14 protein-coding genes are annotated in these 14,565 nt (G+C 67.3%); 7 read left to right on the top strand and 7 right to left on the bottom strand.

The window, feature by feature from the left end:
- Positions 1-21: 21 nt before the first annotated feature.
- Positions 22-621 carry a Holliday junction branch migration protein RuvA gene (gene ruvA / locus HNO88_RS03185; protein WP_184242626.1) on the bottom strand — a complete coding sequence of 200 codons (600 nt, stop codon included), beginning with the start codon at positions 619-621 and terminating at the stop codon, positions 22-24.
- Positions 622-770: 149 nt separating this feature from the next.
- Positions 771-1,550: an SDR family NAD(P)-dependent oxidoreductase gene (locus HNO88_RS03180; RefSeq protein ID WP_184242625.1), complete on the bottom strand. Its 780-nt coding sequence runs from the start codon at positions 1,548-1,550 to the stop codon at positions 771-773.
- A 150-nt stretch (positions 1,551-1,700) separates the two neighbouring features.
- Between HNO88_RS03180 and HNO88_RS03175 the strand changes: the two genes are divergently transcribed.
- Positions 1,701-3,200 carry a glycosyltransferase family protein gene (locus tag HNO88_RS03175; protein WP_184242624.1) on the top strand — a complete coding sequence of 500 codons (1,500 nt, stop codon included), beginning with the start codon at positions 1,701-1,703 and terminating at the stop codon, positions 3,198-3,200.
- Here the strand turns inward: HNO88_RS03175 and ruvC are convergent.
- The 4 genes from ruvC to HNO88_RS03155 form a co-directional block, all read right to left on the bottom strand.
- Positions 3,197-3,673: a crossover junction endodeoxyribonuclease RuvC gene (ruvC, locus tag HNO88_RS03170; protein ID WP_184242623.1), complete on the bottom strand. Its 477-nt coding sequence runs from the start codon at positions 3,671-3,673 to the stop codon at positions 3,197-3,199. The genes HNO88_RS03175 and ruvC overlap by 4 nt on opposite strands.
- Positions 3,674-3,701: 28 nt before the next feature.
- Positions 3,702-4,445, bottom strand: a complete 744-nt coding sequence (locus tag HNO88_RS03165; RefSeq protein ID WP_184242622.1) for a YebC/PmpR family DNA-binding transcriptional regulator — start codon at positions 4,443-4,445, stop codon at positions 3,702-3,704.
- A 216-nt stretch (positions 4,446-4,661) separates the two neighbouring features.
- On the bottom strand, positions 4,662-4,898 hold the full coding sequence (locus HNO88_RS03160) for a DUF2312 domain-containing protein (RefSeq protein ID WP_159873866.1): 237 nt from the start codon (positions 4,896-4,898) through the stop codon (positions 4,662-4,664).
- 105 nt (positions 4,899-5,003) lie between these two features.
- Entirely contained in the window at positions 5,004-5,312 is a 309-nt protein-coding gene (locus HNO88_RS03155) for a DUF1244 domain-containing protein (RefSeq protein ID WP_184242621.1), read from the bottom strand.
- Positions 5,313-5,389: 77 nt separating this feature from the next.
- On the opposite strand from HNO88_RS03155, the gene pyk reads away from it, so the two are divergent.
- Positions 5,390-6,859, top strand: a complete 1,470-nt coding sequence (pyk, locus tag HNO88_RS03150) for a pyruvate kinase (protein WP_246381138.1) — start codon at positions 5,390-5,392, stop codon at positions 6,857-6,859.
- A 174-nt stretch (positions 6,860-7,033) separates the two neighbouring features.
- On the opposite strand, the gene HNO88_RS03145 is transcribed toward pyk, so the two are convergent.
- Entirely contained in the window at positions 7,034-7,696 is a 663-nt protein-coding gene (locus HNO88_RS03145; protein ID WP_184242619.1) for a YggS family pyridoxal phosphate-dependent enzyme, read from the bottom strand.
- Here HNO88_RS03145 and HNO88_RS03140 point away from each other — a divergent pair.
- From HNO88_RS03140 to ald, 5 genes are all read left to right on the top strand, one after another.
- Positions 7,695-8,306, top strand: a complete 612-nt coding sequence (locus tag HNO88_RS03140; RefSeq protein WP_184242618.1) for a thiamine phosphate synthase — start codon at positions 7,695-7,697, stop codon at positions 8,304-8,306. The two genes, HNO88_RS03145 and HNO88_RS03140, sit on opposite strands and share 2 nt — an antisense overlap.
- Before the next feature lie 56 nt (positions 8,307-8,362).
- Positions 8,363-10,756, top strand: coding sequence for a DNA translocase FtsK (locus tag HNO88_RS03135; protein WP_184242617.1), 2,394 nt, complete (start codon positions 8,363-8,365; stop codon positions 10,754-10,756).
- 56 nt (positions 10,757-10,812) lie between these two features.
- Positions 10,813-11,466: a class I SAM-dependent methyltransferase gene (locus HNO88_RS03130; protein ID WP_184242616.1), complete on the top strand. Its 654-nt coding sequence runs from the start codon at positions 10,813-10,815 to the stop codon at positions 11,464-11,466.
- A 94-nt stretch (positions 11,467-11,560) separates the two neighbouring features.
- Positions 11,561-13,333 (top strand): cation:proton antiporter domain-containing protein, encoded by a 1,773-nt coding sequence (locus tag HNO88_RS03125; RefSeq protein WP_184242615.1) that lies wholly within the window; start codon positions 11,561-11,563, stop codon positions 13,331-13,333.
- A 93-nt stretch (positions 13,334-13,426) separates the two neighbouring features.
- Positions 13,427-14,542, top strand: a complete 1,116-nt coding sequence (gene ald / locus HNO88_RS03120) for an alanine dehydrogenase (RefSeq protein ID WP_184242614.1) — start codon at positions 13,427-13,429, stop codon at positions 14,540-14,542.
- Positions 14,543-14,565: the final 23 nt, after the last annotated feature.

Below are 14,565 nucleotides of genomic sequence, written 5' to 3'. Positions count from 1 at the left end.
GCTTCCTCTCCAAGCTCCCCATCACCCCGCCGCCCGCTTGAGCGCCACCCGAACGAGGTCGTTCAGTCCCGCATCCTCGCCCAGCTCACCCACGGCCTGCGCCACTGCCGCGCTGGCGATCGGAGGCTTGAAGCCCAGGTTCTGTAGCGCGGAGATCGCGTCGGCCGTTGCCGAACCTGCCGGCGCCGTGGCGATCGCCACGCCCGCGGCGGTCGGCAATGCGCCTGCCTTGTCCTTCAGCTCGTTGACGATGCGGCTGGCGAGCTTGGGCCCGACGCCGTTCGCGCGGGCGACCATGGCAGCATCGCCCCCGGCGCACGCGCGCTGCAGCTCGTCGGTGGTGAGGGCCGACAGGATCGCCAGCGCGACCTTGCTGCCGACACCTTGGACAGCGGTGAGGAGGCGGAACCAGTCACGCTCCGATCCCGTGGCGAAGCCGATCAGGCGCATGTCGTTTTCCGAGACCTGCAAGTCGGTGAACACCACCGCCCGATCGCCTCGAATGCCCAGGGCTTGCAGCGTCCGCGCCGAGCAATGGACCAGATAGCCCACGCCAGCCACGTCGATGATCGCCCAATCGGGGCCGAAATCCTCGAGTATGCCGGAAAGCCGCGCGATCATGGTTTGTTCCTATGGCAGGAGGGTGCCGCTGGAGCAAGCCACGAACGACACGATGGCGTTCCCTTCTCCATCGTCCTCCTCGTCGTCCCCCGTGCAGGCGGGGGCGACGAATATCGGGTGAACGGAACGCTCGAACGGCGCTCGCTTGCTTACGCGATCGTCGGTACGATCCCGCCTTCGGCGCGGATGGAGGCGCCGTTGGTCGCCGCAGCCAGTGGGCTGGCGAGGAAGGCGACCGTGGCCGCGATCTCGTCGGCCTCGATCAGGCGGCGGATCAGCGAGAGCGGGCGCATCTTGGTGAAGAACTCGGCCTCGCGCTCGGCTTCCGGGGCATCCTTGTTGTCGACGGTGGAGCGGATGAAGTCGACGATCCCTTCCGAACGCGTCGGCCCGGGCAGGACCGAGTTGACCGTCACCTGCGTGCCGCGCGTCATCTCCGCCATGCCGCGGGCGATGGCAAGCTGTGCGGTCTTGGTCATGCCGTAATGGATCATCTCGCTGGGGATCACGAGCGCGCTTTCGCTGGCGATGACGATCACCCTGCCCCAACCGGCTGCCAGCATCTGCGGGAAGTAATTGCGGGCAAGGCGCGCGCCGCTGACGACGTTGACCTCGAAGAAGCGGTGCCAGTCCGCGTCGGTGATCTCGGCGAAGGGCTTGGCCTCGTAGATGCCCAGATTGTTGACGAGGATGTCGGCCTTGGGAACCTCGGAGATCAAGCGCTCGGCGCCCTCGGCCGTTGCCGGGTCGGCAAGCACCGCGCGCACGTTGCCGCCGACGTCCGCTGCGGCGGCCTGCAGCTTCTCGTCGTTGCGTCCGCAGATGGCGACGGTCGCGCCCTCGGCGGCGAGGCGCTTGGCGATGGCAAGGCCGATCCCGGCGGTGGAACCGGTGACGAGGGCCGTCTTGCCGGCAAGCTGAAGATCCATTTGCATGTCCTGTTTTGGGGCGAGGAGGAGTGGCGCGCGATATGGGTAGGCCGCCCGCCATTGCGAGAGCGCGGAACGACGGACGCGATGACAATGGAGCCATAACAAGGGAGCCATGACAAGGCGGGCGCGCGCGGCTACGTCCAGCCAATGAGTGGGGAGCGACAGACGCAGGAGCGGGGCGGGGATACCCCGCTCGCCCTTGGCTGGCTGGCCTGCGCGCTAATCGTGTTCCTCGCCGTTGCGCTCAGAGTGCTGGCTTACGCTCCGTTCGACATCAGCCATGCCGACGAATGGATGCAGTACCTGGAGCAAGCCAATCGGTTGGTAACTGGTCACGGCATCGTGCCTTGGGAATCACGCGTCGGATTGCGCAGCGCGATGATCCCGCAGCTGCTGAGCTTGCCGGTCCTGATCGCGCACGCAATCGCGCCGGCCACGCTGGCGCATGTGCATCTGGCGCGCGCGGCCTTCGCGGCGCTGACACTGATGGGACTTGCGGGCGCCTGGCGGCTGGGGTCGCTGACCTCTCGCCGCCATGCGCTCGCCGCCCTGTTCGTGGCCGCGGTCTGGTGGGAAAGCGTGCTCTACGCGGACCTGCTGCTGTCGGAGAGCCTGAGTACCGCGCTCCTGCTGCTCGCTGCGACACCACTGCTCGACCCCAAGGCGGGCTCACGGGCGTCGACCTTCGCCGGCTTCCTGATCGGCATGGGCGTGATCGTGCGCGTTCAGTACGCGCCCTTTGCCGCCGTGCTCTGCCTCGGCGCCCTTCTCCGCTCTCCTAGAGCTTGGCAGTCGCTTGGGATCGGCGGGCTTGCGGCGGCACTGTTGGGAGTGGCCAGCGATCTTTACGCCGGCCGAGTGCCCTTCGCGTGGGTGGCGGTCACCTTCGACAAGAACCTGGGCGAGGGGATCGCCGCCCGCTTCAGCACCAGTCCGCCATGGCAATACCTGCTGGACATGCTCCAGCATTTCGGCCCCGGTGCACTGCTGATGGTCGTGCTCGGCGCTGCTGCTTCGGGCCGACGCTATCGGCCGCTGCTGTGGGCAGCGATCGTCAATCTGACACTCCACAGCCTGATCGCGCATAAGGAGTACCGCTTCATCTGGCTGACCGTGCTGACTCTGCTGGTGCTGGCTGCGATTGGGTCGCTACGGCTGATCGAGCACCTGCTGCAACGTCGCGGCAACACGCAATGGCTTGGTTGGGGATCACTGGGCGCGGCGCTGGTATTGTGGAGCGTACTCGACCTGTCCTCCTACCGCGTCAGCGGCGGCCTGGGTGCCTACCGCGGCGGCTCCGCCATCACGCGGCTGGCGATCGTGGCCGCCGAACGGCCTGAGGTGTGCCGGCTGGCCTTGGCCAAGCCATATCTCGCCCACGTCGTACCGGCGGTGCTGCCTCGCGATCTTCCGCTGTCGGTCGCGCCGGCCGGCTTCTACGAGGACCGTATCGCCCTGCCCGCTCCGTTGGAGCACGCCGCCAACGCGCTGCTGACGGCTCGCCGGCCGGAAGGCATGGCAAGCTACCGTACCTTGCGCTGCATGCCGATGCCCGGGGAGACCGCGTGCCTCTACGTGCGAGACGGCGGCTGCACGGGCGATCCGACTTACAGCTATCAGCAAACGCTCGAGCGCGACGGGCTCTAGCGGTGGCTGCCCAGCATGTTGGCGTGGGTGATCGCCACCGCGAGCGCGTCGGCGGCGTCGGCGCCGGCCAGCTTGACGCCGGGCAAGAGCACTTTGAGCATCGCCTGCACTTGCGCCTTTTCGGCTCGTCCGGTGCCCACCAGCGCCTTCTTCACCAGGCTGGTCGCATATTCCGCCACCGGCAGGCCGGAGCGCGCGATCGCCAGCAGGCAGACACCGCGTGCCTGCCCCAGCTTGAGCGTCGACTGGGCATTGGTGTTGACGAACACCTCCTCCACCGCGCCACTGTCCGGCCGATGCGCGAGGATCACGTCGGTGAGTTCCCGGTCGAGCGTCACCAAACGCTCGGCCAGCGAGGCCGACGCGTCGGTCTTGACCTGACCGTTGGCGACGTGGCTGAGGCGGCTGCCCGACTTGGCGACGATGCCCCAGCCGGTACAGGCAAGGCCGGGGTCGAGGCCGATTATGAGCATGGCTGGGAAGCGACGGGAACGGCCAGGATCAGCCCAGCTTCTCCATCACGTCCTCGGACACCTCGTAGTTGCCCCAGACGGTCTGCACGTCGTCGTCGTCGTCGAGGGTATCGACCAGCTTGAACAGGGTCGCCGCCGTATCCTCGCCCACGTCGACCTTGAGCGTGGGCTTCCACGCCAGCTTGACGCCCTCGGCCTCGCCCAGCGTCTTCTCCAGCTCGCGGGCGACTTCGTGCAGGTTCTCGACGCTGGTCCAGACCGAGTGGCTCTCGCCATCGCTCTCGACGTCGTCGGCGCCGGCCTCGATCGCGGCTTCCAGAACCTTGTCCTCGTCACCCACCGAGCCGGGGTACTCGATCAGGCCGAGCCGGTCGAAGCCGTGGCTGACCGCGCCCGACGCGCCCAGGTTGCCGCCGTTCTTGGAGAATGCGGTGCGCACGTTGGTGGCCGTGCGATTGCGATTGTCGGTCAGCGCCTCGACGATGATGGCGACGCCGCCCGGGCCATAGCCCTCGTAGCGCACTTCCTCGTAGTTCTCGGCATCGCCCTTGCTCGCCTTGTCGATGGCGCGCTGGATGTTGTCCTTGGGCATCGACTGCGCCTTGGCGGCGTTGACCGCAGCGCGCAGGCGCGGGTTCATGTCCGGATCGGGCATGCCCATCTTGGCCGCCACGGTGATTTCGCGGCTCAGCTTGCTGAACTGCGCCGAGCGCTTTTTATCCTGGGCACCCTTGCGGTGCATGATGTTCTTGAATTTGGAATGGCCTGCCATGGTCTGCCCGTGCGGTCTGAAAGAGGATGGGCGCCCTTACAACAGGGCTTGGCCGGCTGCAAACCCGCGTAGCGGCTGGACGTCGACCCGGGCATGACCCCGCGTCCGGTTTTTGGCAGTGACGAACCACGGCGTCTTGGCGCCTTGCCGAAAGGCCGCGACTTGGCGGAACCGGACCCGGGTCAAGCCCGGGTCGACGCAGGCCGGCTCACGTCTTCACCCCAGGCCGAGAGCCGCCTTGTAGGTGTCCAGCAGCATGTCCATTTCCTTGCGGTCGTCAGGGTTCATCTTTCGCAGGCGCACGATCTGGCGCATGATCTTGACGTCGTAGCCGACTGCCTTGGCCTCCAGATAGACGTCCTTGATGTCGTCGGAGATGCCCTTCTTCTCTTCTTCCAGGCGCTCGACGCGCTCGATCAGGAGGCGCAGGCGGTCGTCGGTGGTCTCGGCCATGATGGTCTTTCGTGTTCGGATAGAATCGGTTGGCCGGGGCTGATAGCGACCTCGCCCCGGCGGAGCAAAAGCCGGGGCTGTGGATAGCGGGGAAGGCTGCTCGTCTCAGTGCGGAGCGGCGTTCTTCTTCAGGCTCTCCTCCATGCGGGCAAGCTGCTCCGGAGTGGCCTCGCTCTGCGTCTGCTTCCACTCGGCCGCGGGCATGCCGTGGATCAGTTCGCGCGCCTGGGTCTTGTCGCCGGGGTAGCCGGCATCGCGGATCCAGTCGGCCAGGCAATTCCGGCAAAATCCGGACAAGCCCATCAAGTCGATGTTCTGCGCGTCGCTCCTATGGCGCAAGTGGCGCACCAGCCGGCGGAAGGCCGCGGCGGCCTGGGCATCGTCGAGAGTGTCGAGGGGGTCGGCTGCGGTCATAAACGATCCGTTCGTCCTTTGCTTGTCACGTTCCCTTTGCCATATGGGCCCCGGTTCGCAACATGGTAGGAAGCAAGTTGGCCCGCAACGATACCTCCAAGAGCATCCGGCGCCGCCGCAAGGTCAAGATCCTGGCGACGCTCGGCCCTGCAAGCAGCACCAAGGAGACGATCACCGCCCTGCTGCGCGCCGGTGCCGACGCCTTCCGCGTCAACATGAGTCATGGCGAGCACGAAATCCACGCGCGTACGATCGCGCTGATCCGCGAAGTGGAAAAGGAGCTGGGCAAGCCGGTCGCGATCCTGTGCGACCTGCAAGGGCCAAAGCTGCGCGTCGGCAAGTTCCGCGACGGATCGGCTTTCATCCGCCACGGCGCGCACTTCACGCTCGACCGCAATCCCGAGCCGGGTGACGACACCCGCGTCGAGCTGCCGCATCCCGAATTGTTCGGCATTCTCCAGAAGGGCCAGCGGCTGCTGATCGACGATGGCAAGCTGAAGCTGAAGGTCATCCGTGCCGAACCCGATTCGCTGCTGTGCTCGGCCGAAGTCGGCGGGCCGATTTCGGACCGCAAGGGCGTCAACGTGCCCGACACCCTGGTGCCGGTGCCCGCGCTGACCGAAAAGGATCGCCGCGACCTCGCCTTCGCCATCCAGCAGCAGGCCGATTGGATCGGGCTCTCGTTCGTGCAGCGACCCGAGGACGTGGCCGAGGCGCGGCGCCTGATGGGCGGCCACTGCGCGCTCATGGCGAAGATCGAGAAGCCGAGCGCGATCGACACGCTCGACGAGATCATCGAGCTTTCGGATGGCATCATGGTCGCGCGCGGCGACTTGGGCGTCGAGCTCAACCCCGAGGAAGTGCCGCCGCTGCAGAAGCGCATCATCGAGAAGGTGCGCCTCGCCGGCAAGCCGGTCGTGGTGGCGACGCAGATGCTCGAATCGATGATCGAGCGGCCGACGCCGACCCGCGCCGAAGTGTCCGACGTGGCCAATGCGGTCTACGACGGGGCCGACGCGGTGATGCTCTCGGCCGAAACCGCTGCGGGACAGTGGCCGGTCGAGGCGGTGACGATCATGGATCGCATTGCCGTGCAGGTCGAAGGCGATTCGACCTATCGCGAACGCATCCACATTACAGAAACCCCACCCGACGCGACCATGGCGGACGCACTGGCCGAATCCTGCGCCAGCATCGCAAACGCCTTGCCGATCGAAGCGGTAATCTGTTTCACCATGTCGGGCATCTCGGCCCGCCGCGTCGCGCGCGAGCGGCCCTCGGCGCCGATGCTGGTGCTGACGCCGAGCCAGAAGTCAGCACGCCGCGTCGCCTTGCTGTGGGGCGCGCATCCGGTGTCGACCAAGGACATCGGCAGCTTCGAGGAGATGATCGCCAAGGGCAAGCGCATGGCCTTGCGCCATGGCTTCGGCGCCGCCGGCTCGCGCCTGGTGATCCTGGCCGGCGTGCCGTTCGGCGTGCCCGGCTCGACCAACCTGCTGCATGTCGTGACGCTGTCGGGCAACGAGCTGGAGCGGCACCAAGGGTGACTGCCGACATCCTCTCCCCGCTCGGGGAGAGGATAGCGTAGCTTGTTCCGCCAGGAACTAGCGAAGCTCGGAGAGGGGTGCGCGACCTCAAGAGCGCACAAACCCCTCTCCAACTGCGGCTAAGTCGCTTCCGCTCCTAAGCCTGCGTACCCTCTCCCCATCTGGGGAGAGGGTTCAAGCTCGCGAACCGAACAGCGCCGAGCCTACCCGCACATGCGTCGCGCCCAGCATGACGGCGGTTTCGAAGTCACCGCTCATCCCCATCGAAAGCTGCGCCAAGCCGTTGTCGGCGGCGATCTTGGCCAGCAGCGCGAAGTAGGGCGCGGCTTCCACGTCGGCTGGCGGCACGCACATCAGGCCGAGCACCGGGACTTGCGCGTCGCGCGCACGGGCGAGCAGCGCCGCCACCTCGGCGATCGGACAGCCCCCCTTCTGCTCCTCCGCGCCGATGTTGACCTGCACGAAGCACGGCACTTGCCGGCCAGCCTTGTCCATCGCCTTGCCCAGCGCGTCGACGAGCGAGGGCCGGTCGAGCGAGTGGATGCAGTCGAACAGCGCCACCGCGTCCGCCGCCTTGTTGGACTGCAGCTGGCCGACGAGATGCAGCTGAAGGTCCGGAAAGCCCTCGCGCAACGCCGGCCATTTCGCCTGCGCTTCCTGCACCCGGTTCTCACCGAAGGCTCGCTGCCCTTCGTCGATCAGCGGGGAGATCGCCTCGGCGGCATGCGTCTTGGAGATGGCGATGAGCGTCACCGCGTCGGGCGAGCGTCCGGCGATGGCGGCCGTGTTCGCGATACGGCGGCGGATGTCCTGCAGCGGAGTGGTGGGCTGATCCATGGCGCGCTGCTATAGCGCCTGCGTGCGCCACCGCTACCCGCCCCGCAGCCTTCCGACCCAGCTTCCCGCCTTGTGGCTGGTCAGCGACGAGCGGATCGACGACCGCATGGAGGCCGCGATCCGGCGCCTGCCGCGAGGCTCGGGGTTCATCTTTCGCCACTACCATCTGCCGCCGGCCGAACGCCGCGCGCGTTTCGAGCACCTGGCTCGAGTGGCGCGCGGTCGCGGACATGTCGTGATCCTCTCCGGAACGGTCTGTGACGCGCGGCAGTGGGGTGCGGACGGTGCATACGGGGCCGCGCACAGGCTCAATCGAGGACCTGCAGCCGTGCGGCTGGTGACGGCGCATTCGCTGCGAGAGCTAGGCACCGCCAGCTCCATGCGCGCCGATGCGGTGCTGCTCTCGCCCGTCTTCGCGACCGGCACGCATCCTGGTGCTCGCGGGCTCGGGCCGGTCCGGTTCCGCCTGCTCGCCGCCCGGGCACGGGCCCCGGTAATCGCGCTCGGCGGCATGGACGCAGACGGCGCCCGCCACATCGGCGCCAGGCGCTGGGCCGCCATCGCGAGTCTTGCACAGCCGCGCCGCCGCGCGTTCCCGATCCATTCTTGACGGAAACGGCCGTCAGGGCGCATTATTGCAGCTCTAACGGGGAACCTACCTAAGACATGGCGACAAGACCCATCGCGGCCGGCCGGCGCATCGCCAAGCCGGACTGGCGAGCCGTCCTCAAGCGCTCTCTGCGCCGTGCCAGCGAGCTGACCGGCGCGCTGACGCTGTTCTCGGCAATGCTGTTCCTCGCGCTTTCGCTGGCGAGCTACCACCAGACGGATCCCTCGATGTCGACCGCGGCGGGTGGCGCCGTGCTGAACTGGATGGGCCCCGGCGGCGCCTGGCTGGCCGACCTGATGCTGCTGCTGTTCGGCCCGGTCTCGTTCCTGTTCGTGCCCCTGCTCTACGTCTTCGCGCGCAAGCTGTGGCGCCTGGTCGAGGAGGAGGACGGCAGCGTCGAGCCGGTGGACCAGCGCTGGTGGAGGCCCACCGCCGTGCTCGCCTTTGCCATGGTGCTGATCGCGACGGTGCTCTCGCTCGGCTTCACCCAGGAAGGCGGCGTGCTGCCCGCTTCCATGGGCGGCGTGACCGGACTGCTCGGCGCCAAGGTGATCCACCTGGCGACGGGCGTACTGCCCGAAGTCGCGCAAGGGTGGGCGACGTTCGCGCTTGCCGTGGTCAGCCTGTTTGCGGGCACCGCGCTCGCCGGCAAGGTCTTCGCGGTCGATTGGGGCATCCTGTTCTCGCTGCCGGGCAAGCTGGGCCGGGTCGCGGATGCATTGCCGGCGAGCGGCAATGCCGAACGCGCCGCCCCGCGCCAGAAGGCAGCGACAACTCCCCGCGAGGCAGCGTCGGCGATCGAGGACGCCCCCACCTCTGTTTCCGCCCTGCCCTGGGCCGACGACAAGCCCCGCAAGGCGCCCGAGATCGTCGACCCCAGCAAGCCCGCCGCTCCGGCGCAGCTGGGCGCCGGCAGCCGGCAGAAGGACTTGTTCGACAAGTATGAGCTGCCGTCCCTCGAACTGCTCAAGGAGCCTGCACCCGGCTCGCAGAAGCCGATCGACAAGCTCAGCCTGGAGCGCAACGCCCGCCTGCTGGAAACGGTGCTCGACGACTTCAACGTCAAGGGCGAGATCACCGCGGTGCGCACCGGCCCGGTCGTCACCATGTACGAGCTGGAGCCAGCGCCCGGGATCAAGGCCAGCCGCGTCATCGGCCTGGCCGACGACATCGCCCGCAACATGAGCGCGATCTCGGCGCGCGTGTCCTCGATCCCCGGGCGCACGGTCATGGGCATCGAGCTTCCGAATGCCGACCGCCAGATGGTCTCGTTCCGTGAGATGGTAGGATCGGAGGCCTTCGCCAGCCACAAGGGCATGCTGCCGATCATCCTGGGCAAGGACATCGCCGGCGAGCCGGTCGTCGCAGACCTTGCCACCATGCCGCACTTGCTGGTCGCGGGCACCACCGGCTCGGGTAAATCGGTGGGCTTGAACTGCATCCTGCTATCGCTGCTCTATCGCCTGACACCGGCGCAGTGCCGCCTGATCCTCGTCGATCCCAAGGTGCTCGAACTCAAGAGCTACGACGACATTCCGCACCTGCTCTCGCCCGTGGTGACCGAGCCGCCCAAGGCCGTGCGCGCCTTGAAGTGGGCGGTCGAGGAGATGGAGCGGCGCTATCGCATGATGAGCGAGCTGTCGGTGCGCAATCTCGCCAGCTTCAACGAGAAGGTCCGCTCCGCCGCCGCCAAGGGCAAGCCGCTCGGCCGCCGCGTGCAGATCGGTTTCGACCCTGACAGCGGCGAGGAGCTCTACGAGGAGAATCAGCTCGACTACGAGACGCTGCCGCAGATCGTCCTGATCGTCGACGAGCTGGCCGACCTCATGGTCACCGTCGGCAAGGAGATCGAGGTGCTCATCCAGCGCCTGGCGCAGAAGAGCCGCGCGGCCGGCATTCACCTGATCATGGCGACCCAGCGGCCGTCGGTCGACGTCATCACCGGCGTGATCAAGGCCAACCTGCCCACCCGCATCAGCTTCGCCGTCACCAGCCGCATCGACAGCCGCACGATCCTGGGCGAACAAGGCGCCGAGCAGCTGCTGGGCAAGGGCGACATGCTCTACAAGCCCAGTTCCGATCCGCTGAAGCGCGTCCACGGCCCCTTCGTCAGCGACGAGGAAGTCGAAGGCGTTGCCGACTACTGGCGCACGCAGGGCAAGCCCGACTACGTCGATGCCGTAACCGAGGAGCCCGAAGACGGCGGCTTCGGCTTCGAGGACATCGATGCCGCGTCCGACAACCCGGACGAGCGCAAGTACCGCCAGGTCTGCCACCTGGTGTTCGAGAACCAGAAGGTTTCGGTTTCCTGGCTGCAGCGGCAGATGGGCGTGGGCTACAACACCGCCGCCAAGTGGGTCGAGCGCATGGAGCAGGACGGCTACGTCGGTCCTGCCAACCACGTCGGCCGCCGCGACATCTACCGTGACGAGAACGGCAATCCTCTCTAGGTAGGCCTACACCGGCTCGCCTCTGGACGCCGCATCCCAGGACGGACACGACACCCATGAACGCGATCATCCGCATCACCACGTTTCTGCGCGAGGGTTTGAAGTTCCAGCAGCGGCGCATGAAGGCCTTCGCCAGGACCTTCGATGTGACGGCGGATACGCGCATCCTGGATGTCGGCGGGTATCACCAGTACTGGTACCACCTGGACCAGATGCCGCAGGTGACGTTGCTCAACATCTACCCGCCGGGCGACGACGTGCCGCCGCATTTCGCCACGACGCAGCAGAACGCCTGCGCCATGACGTACCCGGATCGCGCCTTCGAGATCGCGTTTTCCAACTCGGTGATCGAGCATGTCGGCGGGCCGAAGGAACAGGCCGCGTTCGCCAGCGAGGTGCGCCGCGTGGGCAATGGCTACTACGTGCAGGCGCCCTATCGCTGGGCCCTGATAGAGCCGCACTTCATCGCGCCGTTCCTGCACTGGCTGCCACGTCCGATCTATCGCAAGCTGGCGCGCTGGCTGTCGGTGCGCGGCTGGGCCGCAAGGCCGAGCCAGCACGAGATCGACGAGATGATCGATGAGATCCGCCTGCCAACGTATCGCGAGTTCCAGGCCTATTTCCCCGACGCCAAGATCCACCGCGAGAAGTTCCTTGGAACCACCAAGTCGCTGATCGCCGTGCGCCTGCCCACGCCCGAACGCGCGTGAGCCAAGCCTTCCACTTGCGCCGGGGTTCCGTTGAGGGCCAGCCAGCCATGCACGAGCGCGTGACCCGCTCAGACCAGCCCCGGACCCGCCCCTGATGGAAGAGCACGCGCAAAGCTTCCTGTTGCAGGACGGATTCCTGCTGCTGGGTACCGCCCTGGTCTTCGTGCTGGTGTTCCGCCGGCTGGGCCTTGGTGCGACGCTGGGCTACATCATGACCGGCGCAGTGCTCGGCCCCTACGCGCTGCACCTCGTCGGCGATCCGGAGAGCAAGATCGGCATCGCCGAGCTGGGCATCACGCTGCTGCTGTTCATCGTCGGGCTGGAGCTCGCCCCGCACCGGCTATGGCGCATGCGGCACGAGATCTTCGGGCTGGGGCTGCTGCAGGTCGCCGCTTGCGGGCTGGCCGTGACCGGAGTGATCTACGCGCTCACTCACATCTTTTCCGACCAGGGCTTCACCTGGACGGCCGCGCTCGCGCTCGGTCTGCCGCTCGGCCTGTCCTCCACCGCGCAGGTGCTGCCGATGCTGCAGAGCGCCGGCCGCCTGCATACGCCCTTCGGCGAGCGTGCCTTTGCGATCCTGCTGTTTCAGGATCTCTCGATCATCCCGCTGATCACCATCATCGCGGCGATGAGCCGCAACCCGGCGGCCGCTGCCGGCCCGCCGGGATGGCTGCTGGTGATCTACACGCTGGTGGCAGTCGCGGGCCTGATCGCCGCGGGTCGCTTCGTCATCCGACCGCTGTTTCGCCTGATCGGCAATCTGGGCGAGCGCGAGATGTTCGTCTTCGCCGGGCTGTTCACCGTGATCGCCTCGGCCGCCGCCATGGAGCTGCTGGGCCTGTCGACTGCCCTCGGCGCGTTCATCGCCGGCGTCATGCTGGCGGACTCGCCCTATCGGCATGAGCTGGAGGCGGACGTCGAGCCGTTCCGCACCATCCTGCTCGGCCTGTTCTTCATGTCGGTGGGCATGATGCTGGACTTGCAGGCGATCGCGCAGCGCCCCGTCTACGTTCTATCGATGGCGCTGGCGCTGATCGTCACCAAGGCGGTGGTGATCTTCGGCATCGGCAAGCTGTTCCGCATGGACTGGCGCGGCGCGCTCGCGCTCGGCCTGCTGCTGAGCCAGGGCGGCGAGTTCGGCTTCGTGCTGTTCGCGCAGGCGCAGGAGGCGTTGCTGATCTCACCCCTGGCGGGCAGCGTCTTCACTGCCGTCGTCACCCTCTCGATGGTGAGCACGCCGTTCCTGATGATGGCCACACGCCGCATGCGCGAAGCACCGGCAAGCAAGGAAGAGCGGGACGAGCCGCAGATCGACGGCTCGAACGCACTGGTGGTCGGCTATGGCCGCTTCGGACAGACGGTGGCGCAGATGCTGATCGCGGCCGACATCCCGGTCACGCTGATCGACACCGACGTCGAGATGATCGACATCGCCGAAGGGTTCGGCGCCAAGGTCTACTTCGGCGATGGCACTCGCATCGACCTGCTGCGTCAGGCCGGCGCCGCCGAGGCCGAGCTGATCGCCTTCTGCATCGACGGCGACCAGATCAGCGAGGACTTCCTGCACGGCGTGCACACCGCCTTCCCACGTGCCGAGATCCTAGTCCGCGCGTTCGACCGACGCACCATGCTCAAGCTGAAGGACGCGCCGGTACGGCGTGTGGTGCGCGAAGTGCTGGAATCGGCTGTCACCATGGGCCGGGCCGCGCTGGACGCGCTCGACGTGTCTTTGCCCGAGATAGACCGGGCCGAGGCCGCTTACCGTTCGCGCGACAAGGAACGGCTCAAAGCACAGTTCGAGGCTGGCGAGCTGACCGCCGCGCGCGATCGCATCTTCACCCAGCCGGCGCGCGAGCGCCGCTAAAGGCCACCGCAATCACGGGACTCGCAATCGCGCCTCTCAGGTGAAACATCGCGCGCCATAAGGCGTAGTGCCAAAACACACCGGAGAGACCCCATGCGCGTCGGAACCGTCCGCGAGATCAAGAACCACGAATACCGCGTCGGCCTGACGCCCGAGAGCGCCTGCGAGCTCGTTGCCCATGGACACGAAGTCTGGGTGGAGACGGGCGCTGGCCTGGGCATCGGTGCCAGCGACCGCGACTACGAAGCCCAGGGCGCAACGATCAAGGCCGATGCCGCGACGATCTTCGACAGTTGCGAGATGGTGGTGAAAGTCAAGGAGCCGCAGCCGGCTGAGCGGGCCAGGCTGCGCGAGGGCCAGGTGCTGTACACCTACCTTCACCTCGCGCCCGATCCCGAGCAGACGGCCGACCTCGTCAAGTCGGGCGTCACTGCCATCGCTTACGAGACCGTCACCGGGCCTGGCGGCGCGCTGCCCCTGTTGAAGCCGATGAGCCAGGTTGCGGGCCGCATGTCGATCCAGGCCGGCGCGACGGCGCTGGAAAAGGCGCATGGCGGGCGAGGCGTGCTGCTGGGCGGCGTGCCGGGGGTTATGCCGGGCAAGGTCGTGGTCATCGGCGGCGGCGTCGTCGGCTTCAACGCGGCGCAGATGGCGGTGGGCCTGGGCGCCGACGTCACCATCCTCGACCGTAGCCCGGATGCGCTGGAGCGCCTCGGCATCCACTTCGAAAGCCGCGCCAAGACGCGCTTCTCCAGCAAGGCCAACCTCGCCGACAGCGTCGCCGATGCCGACCTAGTGATCGGCGCGGTGCTGATCCCCGGCGCCGCCGCGCCCAAGCTGGTGAGCCGGCCGATGCTCTCGACAATGAAGCCGGGCGCGGTGCTGGTCGACGTCGCCATCGATCAGGGCGGCTGTTTCGAGACCAGCCATGCGACGACGCACGACAATCCGACGTTCGTGGTAGACGGTATCGTCCACTACTGCGTCGCCAACATGCCGGGCGCCGTGGCGCGCACGAGCACCTATGCGCTCAACAACGTGACCCTGCCGCATGCCCTGGCGATCGCCGACAAGGGCTGGCAACAGGCCTTGCGCGACGATCCGCACCTGGCCGAGGGGCTGAACGTGCATGCCGGGAAGGTGACGTACGAGGCCGTCGCCGCGGACCTGGGTTACGATTACGTGCCCGTCGGGCAGGTGCTCGGGTAACACGTCGACCCGGATCAAGCCCG

The organism is Novosphingobium chloroacetimidivorans (genome assembly GCF_014204535.1).
GTDB classification, from domain to species: Bacteria; Pseudomonadota; Alphaproteobacteria; order Sphingomonadales; family Sphingomonadaceae; genus Novosphingobium; species Novosphingobium chloroacetimidivorans.
This window is presented reverse-complemented; position numbering and strand designations above follow the sequence as displayed.

Coding starts and splice junctions, on each gene's coding strand:
- ruvA (WP_184242626.1), bottom strand. CDS start 621: ATGATCGCGCGGCTTTCCGGCATACTCGAGGATTTCGGCCCCGATTGG.
- HNO88_RS03145 (WP_184242619.1), bottom strand. CDS start 7,696: ATGGATCAGCCCACCACTCCGCTGCAGGACATCCGCCGCCGTATCGCG.
- HNO88_RS03175 (WP_184242624.1), top strand. CDS start 1,701: ATGAGTGGGGAGCGACAGACGCAGGAGCGGGGCGGGGATACCCCGCTC.
- HNO88_RS03140 (WP_184242618.1), top strand. CDS start 7,695: ATGGCGCGCTGCTATAGCGCCTGCGTGCGCCACCGCTACCCGCCCCGC.
- ruvC (WP_184242623.1), bottom strand. CDS start 3,673: ATGCTCATAATCGGCCTCGACCCCGGCCTTGCCTGTACCGGCTGGGGC.
- HNO88_RS03160 (WP_159873866.1), bottom strand. CDS start 4,898: ATGGCCGAGACCACCGACGACCGCCTGCGCCTCCTGATCGAGCGCGTC.
- HNO88_RS03135 (WP_184242617.1), top strand. CDS start 8,363: ATGGCGACAAGACCCATCGCGGCCGGCCGGCGCATCGCCAAGCCGGAC.
- HNO88_RS03165 (WP_184242622.1), bottom strand. CDS start 4,445: ATGGCAGGCCATTCCAAATTCAAGAACATCATGCACCGCAAGGGTGCC.
- HNO88_RS03155 (WP_184242621.1), bottom strand. CDS start 5,312: ATGACCGCAGCCGACCCCCTCGACACTCTCGACGATGCCCAGGCCGCC.
- HNO88_RS03125 (WP_184242615.1), top strand. CDS start 11,561: ATGGAAGAGCACGCGCAAAGCTTCCTGTTGCAGGACGGATTCCTGCTG.
- HNO88_RS03130 (WP_184242616.1), top strand. CDS start 10,813: ATGAACGCGATCATCCGCATCACCACGTTTCTGCGCGAGGGTTTGAAG.
- ald (WP_184242614.1), top strand. CDS start 13,427: ATGCGCGTCGGAACCGTCCGCGAGATCAAGAACCACGAATACCGCGTC.
- HNO88_RS03180 (WP_184242625.1), bottom strand. CDS start 1,550: ATGGATCTTCAGCTTGCCGGCAAGACGGCCCTCGTCACCGGTTCCACC.